The following is an 11,290-nucleotide window of genomic DNA, read 5'->3' on the forward strand; positions in this document are numbered from 1 at the left end:
AACTACCCACCACGGGTAAGTCCATTGCAACCAATGCAGCCAAACTACCCACCACGAGTAAGTCCATTGCAACCAATGCAGCCAAACTATCCACCGCCACGGGTGAGTCCGTTGCGGCCGCAGAAGCCGCCTTCAAAGGTGAGCCCACAACAGCAGCTCAAGCCACCTTCAAAAGTGAGCCCGCAACAGAAGATGAAGCCATCGACGAGGGTAAGTCCAGAGCAAGAGCGCAGGCCAATGCCACAGGTGCGTCCATTCCCGCCATTCCCACCGCCGTTCATGCCACCATTCCCACCATTTCCGCCATTTCCGCCTTGCCCACCGTTCGGGAATCCGTGGATTGGGCCGTTTTATCCAAATCGACGACCGATTGTGAGTCCAGAACAAATTCGACCAATCAATCCATTTCCAATCGTTCCACCACCGATTAGACCGATGCCGTTTCCTTATCCATGCCCACCACCATTTCCACCCATGCCATTAAAGCGGCCACGAGCGAAGAAGCCTGTGTGCCCGGAACCAGTGGAGTCGTCATCATGTGAGTGTTCTTCTGAAGTCCCGGAGTACAGAGGACGAAAAGGCAGGTACAATCGTTCTCCACAGGAGATTCACAATAACATGATGTTCCCGCCTTCCCCGTGTATGGCTTCCATGCCTGAACAAGGGGTTTGGCCGAACTGGGGAGATGGGCATGAAGATTCCTCTTCTTACTGAGAGGGTATGGGATGAACAAAGGAATCTTATCCACCATTGAAAAGGCTTTTCGCTGTCAAATCTACGGGGTGAAGCCGAAGCGAAACGTCAACCTGTTAAAAACAGACCGGGGCCACTGGATACTCAAAGGATATAAGCAGGTCGAAAAAGCTGTGTGGGTGACAGAGTTAGCGGATGCACTGCATGAGAAGGGCTTTCATCATACCGTGCAGTATGTGGCGAATCAGGAAGGGTCCAAAATTTTTGCATATGAAGACCGTCATTACACCATCATGAAAATGATTGATGGGCATGAAGCAGATAACGCTTCTCTTTTCGATGTCAAAAAAACAGCAGAAACATTGGCCCGTTTTCATGTTGCAGCTCAGGATTTTCCTATTGCTCATACGTATGCGTATGAAGGAAAACCGGCTCTTTTAGATAAATGGGAGAGTCGCTTGGAATACTTTGAGCGGTTGATGTGGTCGATTGAACAGAAAGGACCCCAGACAAAACTGGAGCAACTCATTTCGCACCAGGCAGATCATGTTCTTCGAGATGGCAAGGAGCTGCTGCAATCTGCCTACAAGTTGCCTTTGACGCCAGAAATGTTTTTAGCCATGGAGAAGGGGACACTCGCGCACAGAGACGTGGCGAGTCATAACTTTTTGCTTACGGAGCGAGGCAATTGCTATTTGATTGACCTTGATACAGTAGGTCATGATCTTCAGCTTGTTGACCTGGTACAATTGATGTCGCGGATGCTATTGATGCAAGAGTACCGCATGGATTCCTTTGTGGAAGCGATGGAAGCCTATAGTAACGTCAACTATTTATCTGATACCCAGATTTGGGCTGTTCATCAATTGCTTCGCTATCCGGATAATTTCTTGCGGGAAGTAACGGGCTTGTATAGTCAGCGCCCGGGTTACCATATGAAGGGCGTCATGCAGCTGATCCAAATGGAAGGCAAAGTTATGGCGAATCGCCAACGCTTTTTAAACGATGGAGAACGAATTTTCCAGCACTCTCCATGGGGTCATTACCATTTTGTCGGATAGTCGGATAAAACAAAACATCCCTCTCGAAAGAGGGATGTTTGTGTTGTTGACAAGCTTACTTGGAAGCAGGCTTGGACAGATCAATAGAGAATTTCGCAAACCCAGATTCCAATACGTTGATGAACTTGATATTGGACAATTTTTCAGCGAATGGTTTCGCGTCAGGAGAAGAAGTGAATGTAACGTTCAGCTTCGCATCTACTGGAGCAAAAGACCAGTTGTTGTCTGCTGCTGGGTCGATATTTTTTTGGTTCAGGATGTAGTCGATTACGATTTGACGGTTTTCATCTGGAGAATCGATTACGATGTTTTTGCCATTCAGACCTGGGAACGCACCGCCGCCGCTTGCACGGTAGTTGTTGGTTACGACGATGAATTTGTCTTCAGGTTTTACTGGTTTGCCGTTAAAAGACAGGTTTTTGATGCGGTTTGCATCTTTGCTTGCTACTTTTCCATCTACAGCGTATTTGGATGGCTGTGTAACATCGATTTGGTAAGTAACACCGTCGATTACATCAAAGTTGTACGTTGGGAAAGACTCGTTGATGAGTGGTTGCTCATCTGTTTTCTTCGCATCGATTTGGTTGAACTGTCCAGCGGAGCGCTCCAACCATTCTTTCACCGTAGCTCCATCGACCAGAACTGCTTTCAATGTGTTCGGGTAGATGTACAGGTCAGATACGTTTTTGATGGCGATTGTACCAGCTGGGATATTGGAGTAGTAACTTACTCCGTTGCGGCCGCCTGCTTTAAATGGTGCACCAGCAGACAGAACTGGAATGCCTTCGTATTCTGTACCCTTCACGTTTTTCTCAACGAACCATTTTTGTGCATTGGTTACGATTTGGATAGATGGGTCATCTTGTACAAGTGCAAAGTAGCTGAAGATCGGGGAAGATGTTTTCCCTACAGCAGAACGAACCCATTCAACTGTTTTATCGTGATCTTCTTTTACTGCATCTACGATAGCTTTATCTGCATCAGCCAAGGATGCTTTGTTAGCTTTGTCATAGATAGGAACTACTTTTGTAGCGGACTCAGCCACTTTCCATTTGCCTTTTTCTTGTTTCAGCGTCAGGTCGATCACGCCGAGGTGGTTACCCCAGAAGCCAGGCATAACGGCTGGTTTACCGTTGATCGTTCCTTTTTCTGCATCAATGCCTGGAATTTTATCGAATCCAGGGCCAGGGAATACGGAGTGGGAGTGTCCAAACAGGATCGCGTCGATACCATCTACCTTGCTCAGCTGGTAGCTAGCGTTTTCCAATTGAGGACCACCCTCGATAGGGCCAATTCCGGAGTGAGGAACCGCGATGATGATGTCCGCACCTTTTTTCTTCATTTCAGGTACGAATTTGTTGGCGGTTTCCACGATGTCCTTCGCGATTACTTTTCCTTCTAGGTTAGCCTTGTCCCACTGCATAATTTGTGGCGGAACAAAACCGATTACGCCTACTTTGAGTTTTACATCTTTGCCGCTCTCATCTTTAAAAGTACGCTCCAGGATTTCGTAAGGAGTGTACATGTTTTTGTCATTGTCCGGGTTTTTGTCCTTGTCATCTACATAGACGTTTGAATTTATGTAAGGGAATTTCGCACCCTTCAAGCTGGTGTCCAAGAACTCCAAACCAAAGTTGAACTCGTGGTTACCGATGTTAGCAACATCATAGTCCATTAGGTTCATTGCTTTATAAGCAGGGTGAGTATCTCCAGTTTTCAACGGGTCGATTTTTGCCACGTAGTCGCCCAATGGGTTACCTTGCAACAAGTCACCGTTGTCGATCAGGATGCTGTTTTTCGCTTCTTCTCTTGCTTTTTTGACCAATGTCGCTGTTTTTGCGAGGCCAAACTCGTCTGTGTTTTTGTCTTGATAGTAGTCATAGTTAACGATGTTTGTGTGGATATCAGTCGTTTCCAACAGGCGGAGCTTGAGGACAGAATCTGTTTGCGCGCTTACAGGAGTAAGAGGAAAAGAGAGTGCGCCAACAACCAAAGAAGTGCTGAGGAGGAAAGCAGTCAGCATTTTTTTGTTCGTTTTTTTCATGTTTGAAATGACCTCCATAAGTTTACAATAATGCCAAGCAAAAATAGTTTATCATTAGATTCGGAAGCTGGATAGATAGCTTGATGAAATAGTATATTAATTTTTTGTATTGACAAAAATAAAAAAATGCAACGTCAATCCCCCGTTGGTCGCGTATGTCCCTCTATCTTTGTGGAAACGATAGGAATAAAAACCTATATAAAGAAGGGATTCTATGTGACTGAGAAGAAAAGGTGGATGGTTTACGCGACGTGGGGTGCAGCATTAGCCACGGGCGTCGTAGTCGGCATCCTGTTAGTAGGAAAGGACGGAAACGATTCGGGTCTGGCTCGTTTACTGAACCATACAGGAAAAGCGGATGTAGTCGTAGGTAATTCGTATGAACTGGTTTTAGCTCGCCATTATTTGTGTGGGGTGCGAGATGAAGAACATGTGTCTGTTCATACCAATCAACTGGCAGACGTCATGGGCAACTATAATGGATGGGAAATTGTACAAGCAGAACCTATCAAGATGATCTTAATGAAACGCGAGCAGGATATAGCGCCAGCATGCAAGGAGAATGGACATATGGGAATAGCTGCGGACGGCATGCTAACTCTCTTTCATGGTCTGCCTGCTGAACAAGATGTCGTGCAAACCTTTTATCGAATCGATACTGCAAAAATGGAAGCGAGTCTGCCAAAAGAGGAATGGGAGAATCTGAAACGGGGGATTCGCATTCGTAATTTGGCAGAGTATAACAGTGTATTGTCCACCTATGGCGAATACCAATGGAGTGGCCAATGAAAACGGGTAGACCAAAAGAAATCCCTTTCGAGCCTTTCGTGTAACAAGCACGTATTGGATTGGAAAGGGATTTTTGTTTCCATTGCTATGGATTCAGCTCAACCGCAATGATTCGCCAGCGTTCCCCCGGTACTTCGCGGCGCAAAAGAAACTTCCATGTCCGTCGAAAATTACCACTATCCCGGGCGATGTATGTGAGTCGAACAGGAACCTCTATCAAGAAGGGGCCGCGTTCGTCTGACGGGATGACGATTTCTGACGATCGCACAGATTCGATCGCGGATAGCCCTTCAGGAAGTGAGAATCCGTCTGTTGTCATTCGCATCGCATGGGTGTCGTGCTCATGCAGAGCCGTGAGGAAATAGCCGACGAGCTCTTCAGGAGACGCCCCTTTTATTGTAGTCGCAAGTGCTCCGGAAGCCTTGAGAATCATCATGCTGTGACTGGGATCGGGCTCTGTGCGTCGATGGGTGGAGCTGCCGAAAAAGTGGATGCAAAAATGCCCGGGGAATTCATTTCCTTTAATCGCACCAGCGCCATGAGGCATTCCGTGCATGGATGCTGCAAAATAAGTTCCGTCTACTTCTACCAGAATGGCTCTGCGCTTCCACGACCATTTCCCCTGATAAATATTCTTCATGATCTGTGTATCTTTGCGTGTCAACGGTTGGACATCGGCATGGCGACTACCTGCTCTGCGCTGGACATCAAAACGTTGGCCTGTTTCCAAATCAATCACGGTACCGAACTCCATCCGTTTCAACGTTTTTTTCACCTGTTCCCAGGGAATGGCTTGCGCAAAATGGACGACCTCTACGGACTTGACCATTTCTTCAACCCGCTGGCGAACTTCCTTTGCCAATACATAACGACGAGGCATTTCTTTTTCATAAAGCTGGCCATCGTGATCGTATACATACGTTCGTTTTTTTACGGTCAATGTAGCACGTACCCAGTGCGGGTTATAGGAGGCGACTTCGGTAGTTGAGCCCAATAGTCGCCTCGTAAATTGCTTTTGATCACGGAAGGACATGGTCGTTTGGAAGGAGGACTCAGGTGACACCGAAACGGTGACCGTGATGTCATTCTTGACCTTGGCAAACACAGAGTGCGGCATTGACAGTGCGATTATGAAGAGGCATATACAAAAAATAAGGACTTTGCTTCGCAACAACCAACACCTCCACTGCTTATCGTTTCAATAAGATGTCTGGTTCATGTGGCGTAAATCTTGGTATCATAACACCATTGCTCTTACGCCATACTGATTTCATACGGTGATCGAAGGAGGAGTCTTTAGACCATGTCTACCATGCCTAGAGGTAGCTACAAAGACCAGTTCCATCAGCGTTTGTACGTTCAGTTGAACCAGGGGCACAACAAGCTCAATTACCAACAGATCAACAAGATCAAAGAGCACATGCAGAGTGGCGTAGACGACTATGCCCACATGCAGCATGATGTGTCGGATTCATTCGGAATGAACAAACACTAACAGACACCGTATAACCCGCTCCTTTAATGAGGAAGCGGGTTTTTTATAAGGTTGTTCAAAAAGTCGACTTTTGATCACGAAGTAATCCTGTTGGATAATACGACATCGAAAGAGACGTTCACCTTCAAAGTCCGGTGCTCATGTAGGTACCTACACTCCGCTCCTCCTTTTTCAGGTTCTCGCCACTTTCTCGGTGCTGAAAAGTCGACTATTTGAACTTGATTATAAAATGGAAATACACGTTCGCTTTTCGGATGCTTTGTGTTACAGTAGAGAGTAGAATCTTTGCTCACGGAGAGTGGACTATGCGCATTTTAGGAATTGACCCTGGCATTGCGATTGTTGGCTTCGGCGTTGTGGATAAAGAGGGCAGCCAATTGCGTCCCGTCCAATATGGAAGCATTCAGACAGAAGCAGGATTGCCAGTGCCACTTAGATTGAAACAGATTTTTGAGGCGATGCAGAGCCTTCTGGAAACATATCGTCCCGATGAAATGTCCGTCGAAAAGCTCTTCTTTAATAAAAACGTGACGACGGCCTTTACAGTCGGTCAAGCGCGAGGGGTTATTATACTTGCAGCAGAGCTGGCTGGTGTGCCGGTCTATGAATATACCCCAATGCAGGTCAAGCAAGCCGTGACTGGATACGGGGGAGCAGAGAAGAAGCAAATACAGGAAATGACGAAGCTTTTATTGCGGTTAAAAGAAGTACCAAAGCCTGACGACGTGGCGGACGCATTGGGCATTGCTATTACGCACGCACAGTTTCGCGCGTTCATTTCCATTTCGGAAGGGGTTCAGAAATGATTGATTTTGTAGAAGGTACACTTAGTTATCTCGATTCGGAATACATAGTTATCGAAACGGGCGGAATTGGTTATCGACTGTTTTGTCCAAACCCGTATCAATTCGTTCGAAATGAAGGCAGCAAAACTAAATTGTTTACCCACCACCATGTGCGGGAGGATGCCATTCTGCTGTACGGTTTCGCTACCCGTGACGAACGCGATTTATTCCGCAAGCTGCTTGATGTTAGCGGAATCGGTCCAAAGGGCGGATTGGCCATTCTGGCTGCGGCGACGCCTGAGCAGCTGGTGATGGCGGTTCAACAGGAGAATGTTACCTATTTGACGAAATTTCCGGGGATTGGGAAAAAGACAGCCCAGCGCATTATCCTCGATTTAAAGGATAAATTGGTAGGGTACACACCATCTGCGATTTTGACTGTTGCAGCGGGTGATTTGACAGCAGGCGAGCAAGCTGTGTCTGCACTGAACGAAGCACTCGATGCATTGACTGCACTGGGTTACTCTGATGGTGAACTGCAAAAAATCAGAAACACGCTGTCTGAGAAATCAAAAGAGGGCGATGGTGTAGAAAAGCTCATCAAACAAGGGCTTGCGTTGCTCATGAGGGGGTAGGATTTTGGATTCTCGGATCATCACGACGCATATGAATTGGGAAGAAGATGCGGCGGAGCTGAGCCTCCGTCCTCGCTATTTAAACGAATACATCGGTCAACAGCACGTGAAGGAAAACCTGAAGATTTTTATTGAAGCAGCCAAAATGCGGAAAGAGTCGCTGGATCATGTACTGCTGTATGGTCCGCCTGGTCTAGGGAAGACGACCTTGTCGCAAATTATCGCAAATGAGCTGGGTGTGAATATCCGCACGACGTCTGGTCCGGCAATTGAGCGTCCGGGTGATTTGGCAGCGATTTTGACGAATTTGCAAGAAGGGGATGTCCTGTTTATTGACGAGATTCACAGGCTCAACCGAAGCGTCGAGGAAGTTCTATATCCGGCTATGGAGGATTTTGCGCTGGACATTATTATCGGTAAAGGGCCAAGTGCTCGCAGCGTCCGTTTGGATTTGCCGCCGTTTACATTGGTCGGGGCCACGACGCGAGCTGGCATGCTGTCTGCGCCGCTTCGAGATCGCTTTGGGGTTGTAAATCGCCTCGAGTTTTATACAGTCCCGGAACTGACCTTTATCGTTTCCCGTGCAGCCGACATCCTGCAGGTCGTCATTCGAGAAGGCGGAGCAGAGGAGATTGCCAGACGTTCACGGGGAACACCCCGGGTGGCAAACCGTTTGCTGAAGCGGGTTCGCGATTTTGCTCAAGTAAAAGGCGAAGGTGTCATTACAACAGAGATTGCCAAAGAAGCGCTGGAAAGATTGCAAGTGGATACCTGCGGTCTGGATCATATCGACCATAAACTATTGCTAGCGATTATTGATCGCTTTGACGGCGGACCGGTTGGACTGGATACGATCGCAGCAACAATCGGAGAAGAGTCGCAAACGGTGGAAGATGTTTGTGAGCCATACCTCATGCAGATTGGCTTCATGCAGCGGACGCCGCGGGGGCGTGTTCTCACTCCGAGTGCGTACCAACACTTTGGTCGGGAGATGAAATCGTGAATCCTATAGCCAAGCTACTTATTATTGGTGGTGCTGCATTAATCGTAATCGGTCTTTTGTGGCAGGTAGGAGGCAGATTTTTGCCACTGGGGCGTTTGCCGGGAGATATCGTGGTAGAAAAGGAAAACGTCAAGTTCTACTTTCCGATTGTGACTTGTATTGTGATTAGCATCGTCTTGTCTCTTGGCATGTATTTATTCCGGCTGTTTAAATAGGCAAGTGTGAAGGCCATCGGAGCTCATCGTTCCGGTGGCTTTTTTGCGTGCGGGCGTTTGGTCCCATTTTACGAAAAAGGCAGGAGATCAGCCTGCGATTGTCGAAAAACATGGGAAGACATGCCAATTTTTGTTGAAAATCAGGTGGAGAAAGGACAATGGACGACATGAGAAAGAAATGGATGGGGAAAGTCCTTTCGGTGGGCCTGCTATCAGTAGTTCTCGTAGGAGGACAAGTACCAGCGCAGGCAGCCGGCGACAATATTAGGGTTGCGCTATTTGTGGATACAGGACAAGGCTATCGGGGAGTAGTTCCTTCCGTGACGCTAACGGCTGAAAATGGAATGGAAGTCGTACTCAATGGACCCGAAGGCAAAGCAGATTTACCCGAATTAAAGGGAGATGCAGCCCGTTACCGGGTTGATGAATATCATCTGATCGTTGCCGAAACAGGTGACTGGAATCGTGCACAGCAGATTGCACAGCAAATGAGCCAACGCAAATACGAGGGCTCAATCCAGGTGGCAAAGCGCAACGGTCAGACCGTCTATCAGGTCGTAAGTGGAACGTATGACACGTATCAGGCTGCAGCCAATCAGGCAAAAACAGTTGCCCAGGCAATCGGTCAGAATCCGCTGGTAAAAGGTCCACTTCGACTCGAAGCGGGTAAATTCAAAAGTTTAAAAGAAGCACAGGAATCGCAAGCGTCATTTGAAGCAGCAGGTATTCCTGCTTATCCCGTGATGGTATCAGATGGGGATAAAGTCAAATATGCGGTTTGGATCGGCGACGAGGGTAGTCCTGATGCTGTGAAAGAATTGAAGCGAAGAGCAAACGCCGCATTTCCTTCTTTGTCCTATAAGGAGCCAGACAGCCAATCTTATGTTATATTGAAGCAGGATGTATACGGATCACCGGATGAAGTGATTTGGAAGTATGTATTCTCTCCTCAAGTTAAGCTAACTGTTGAAGCAAATAAAGCAGGCGATGAATCAGTGATTGGCGTTGTGGAACGAGAGCAGCGCACATATCGCGGTGAGATGGAGCTATCGGAATACAATGGTCACTTGACGCTAGTAAATGAGCTTCCAATGGAAGAGTATCTGTATGGAGTCGTTGGTTCTGAAATGGCTCCAGGCTGGCCGATGGAAGCATTGAAAACACAGGCAGTCCTATCGAGAACTCGTGCTGTGTGGCAAGGTAATAAGTATGGAGTTGCCAATGTATCCGACACGGTTTTCGAACAGGCGTATTATGGCTATACAAAAGAGTCTGATGATGTACGTGAGGCCGTCGACGATACAGAAGGCGATATCATTTACTACCAAGGCAAGCCAGCAGAGTCACTCTTCTATTCCAATGCAGGCGGTATGACGGCGGACGGCACAGAAGTATGGGGCAATCCGGTTCCTTATTTGCGATCTGTCGAGAGTAAAGACACATATCCAATGGACAATGCGAGCGTATGGTACCGCGTGGCTTTAGCAGATGGAACGCTCGGTTATGTAAGAAATGATCTGGTAACGGAAACAGGCCAGAGCAATTCAGAAGGAAAAAGAATGGCGGTCATTTCGACCGAGAATACCAATTTGCGCTCAGGTCCAAGTACAACGACTCATCGTGTGTTGTCCGTACTCCCTACAGGCGCAGAAGTAACGATCCTCTCAGAAGTAAAAGAAGAAAATGCGTATTCGTGGACGCGTGGTCCGTTTACTGCTACAGAGGTTGCAGCCATGATCAATGCCGCGCATGACAAGAACAAAGCTCCACGCATTTCAGGAAACGTAACGAGTCTGAAAGTAACAGAACGCGGTCCATCTGGACGTGTGATCGCGATGGAAGCAAACGGGACGCCGATCGTCGTTTCTTCACCGGATGCTTTCCGTTCTGTTTTTCAACAAGGTGGCTCCCCTCTGCGCAGTACGAAGTTTGAAGTAGAAATGGTCAATGGCTCGCAATTCATCTTCCGAGGTACTGGCTTTGGGCACGGACTTGGTGTTTCGCAATACGGAGCTCGTGCGATGGCAGAGGAAGGGTATGACTACAAAGATATCTTGCAACACTACTACCAGGATGTGACAATCGAAAAGTAAGTCGTTTGCCACAAGATCTACCGCAAAAAGGAGTAACGATTTCGTGGACGTGCAACAATTTGATTTTGATTTGCCGGAGCATTTGATTGCCCAGCACCCGCTAGAAGACCGAACATCATCGAGATTGCTCGTGTTAGAGAAACAAACAGGCAATATCGTTCATCAGCAATTTACCAATTTAATCGATCACCTCCAAGCAGGGGATGTACTCGTCATGAATGACAGCCGCGTTTTACCTGCCAGATTGATTGGGGAAAAGGCTGAGACTGGTGCAAAAATAGAAATCCTTTTGTTGAAATCACTTGGTGACGATCGCTGGGAGACGCTGGTGAAGCCCGGGAAGCGGATGAAGCATGGGACAGAAGTGGTTTTTGGAAACGGTCTATTGCGATGTGTTTGTGAAGACGTGACAGAGACGGGTGGGCGAATCGTGCGCTTTTTGTACGAGGGAATTTTTTATGAGATTCTCGACCAATT

Annotated in this window: 12 protein-coding genes; 10 read left to right on the forward strand and 2 right to left on the reverse strand. The window is 47.4% G+C overall.

Annotated features, from left to right (window positions below; genetic code table 11):
* The coding region (locus PMI05_RS17720; protein ID WP_039960961.1) for a hypothetical protein at window positions 1–431 on the forward strand (431 nt) is incomplete at its 5' end.
* A 294-nt stretch (window positions 432–725) separates the two neighbouring features.
* Window positions 726–1,754, forward strand: a complete 1,029-nt coding sequence (locus tag PMI05_RS17725; protein WP_007724519.1) for a phosphotransferase — start codon at window positions 726–728, stop codon at window positions 1,752–1,754.
* Window positions 1,755–1,809: 55 nt separating this feature from the next.
* Here the strand turns inward: PMI05_RS17725 and PMI05_RS17730 are convergent, their stop codons facing one another.
* Complete coding sequence (locus PMI05_RS17730; RefSeq protein WP_007724521.1) at window positions 1,810–3,798, reverse strand: bifunctional 2',3'-cyclic-nucleotide 2'-phosphodiesterase/3'-nucleotidase; 1,989 nt, start codon at window positions 3,796–3,798, stop codon at window positions 1,810–1,812.
* A 216-nt stretch (window positions 3,799–4,014) separates the two neighbouring features.
* Here PMI05_RS17730 and PMI05_RS17735 point away from each other — a divergent pair, with 216 nt between their 5' ends.
* On the forward strand, window positions 4,015–4,587 hold the full coding sequence (locus tag PMI05_RS17735) for a BofC C-terminal domain-containing protein (protein WP_007724523.1): 573 nt from the start codon (window positions 4,015–4,017) through the stop codon (window positions 4,585–4,587).
* Between the two features lie 85 nt (window positions 4,588–4,672).
* Here the strand turns inward: PMI05_RS17735 and PMI05_RS17740 are convergent, their stop codons facing one another.
* A complete protein-coding gene (locus PMI05_RS17740) occupies window positions 4,673–5,758 on the reverse strand; it encodes a hypothetical protein (protein ID WP_007724525.1) in 1,086 nt (361 codons plus the stop codon).
* Between the two features lie 132 nt (window positions 5,759–5,890).
* On the opposite strand from PMI05_RS17740, the gene PMI05_RS17745 reads away from it, so the two are divergent.
* The 7 genes from PMI05_RS17745 to PMI05_RS17775 form a co-directional block, all read left to right on the forward strand.
* Entirely contained in the window at window positions 5,891–6,082 is a 192-nt protein-coding gene (locus PMI05_RS17745; protein WP_007724527.1) for a hypothetical protein, read from the forward strand.
* A 305-nt stretch (window positions 6,083–6,387) separates the two neighbouring features.
* Complete coding sequence (gene ruvC / locus PMI05_RS17750; protein ID WP_007724528.1) at window positions 6,388–6,888, forward strand: crossover junction endodeoxyribonuclease RuvC; 501 nt, start codon at window positions 6,388–6,390, stop codon at window positions 6,886–6,888.
* Window positions 6,885–7,502, forward strand: a complete 618-nt coding sequence (ruvA, locus tag PMI05_RS17755; RefSeq protein ID WP_007724530.1) for a Holliday junction branch migration protein RuvA — start codon at window positions 6,885–6,887, stop codon at window positions 7,500–7,502. Before ruvC ends, ruvA begins: the two co-directional genes overlap by 4 nt.
* A gap of 4 nt (window positions 7,503–7,506) precedes the next feature.
* The gene (gene ruvB, locus PMI05_RS17760; protein WP_007724532.1) at window positions 7,507–8,505 is read left to right on the forward strand and encodes a Holliday junction branch migration DNA helicase RuvB; all 999 of its coding nucleotides are present in this window, start codon (window positions 7,507–7,509) and stop codon (window positions 8,503–8,505) included.
* The gene (locus PMI05_RS17765; protein WP_007724534.1) at window positions 8,502–8,720 is read left to right on the forward strand and encodes a DUF2905 domain-containing protein; all 219 of its coding nucleotides are present in this window, start codon (window positions 8,502–8,504) and stop codon (window positions 8,718–8,720) included. Before ruvB ends, PMI05_RS17765 begins: the two co-directional genes overlap by 4 nt.
* Before the next feature lie 158 nt (window positions 8,721–8,878).
* Window positions 8,879–10,813 (forward strand): SpoIID/LytB domain-containing protein, encoded by a 1,935-nt coding sequence (locus PMI05_RS17770; protein ID WP_007724536.1) that lies wholly within the window; start codon window positions 8,879–8,881, stop codon window positions 10,811–10,813.
* A gap of 43 nt (window positions 10,814–10,856) precedes the next feature.
* On the forward strand, window positions 10,857–11,290 hold a 434-nt coding region (locus PMI05_RS17775; protein ID WP_007724537.1), incomplete at its 3' end, for an S-adenosylmethionine:tRNA ribosyltransferase-isomerase.

Origin of the sequence: Brevibacillus sp. BC25, assembly GCF_000282075.1 — a bacterium.
Taxonomy (GTDB): Bacteria; Bacillota; Bacilli; order Brevibacillales; family Brevibacillaceae; genus Brevibacillus.

Excerpts from the sequence above, each read along its gene's own strand:
- ruvA (WP_007724530.1), top strand. The coding sequence starts at position 6,885 with ATGATTGATTTTGTAGAAGGTACACTTAGTTATCTCGATTCGGAATAC.
- PMI05_RS17745 (WP_007724527.1), top strand. The coding sequence starts at position 5,891 with ATGTCTACCATGCCTAGAGGTAGCTACAAAGACCAGTTCCATCAGCGT.
- PMI05_RS17770 (WP_007724536.1), top strand. The coding sequence starts at position 8,879 with ATGGACGACATGAGAAAGAAATGGATGGGGAAAGTCCTTTCGGTGGGC.
- PMI05_RS17725 (WP_007724519.1), top strand. The coding sequence starts at position 726 with ATGAACAAAGGAATCTTATCCACCATTGAAAAGGCTTTTCGCTGTCAA.
- ruvC (WP_007724528.1), top strand. The coding sequence starts at position 6,388 with ATGCGCATTTTAGGAATTGACCCTGGCATTGCGATTGTTGGCTTCGGC.
- PMI05_RS17730 (WP_007724521.1), bottom strand. The coding sequence starts at position 3,798 with ATGAAAAAAACGAACAAAAAAATGCTGACTGCTTTCCTCCTCAGCACT.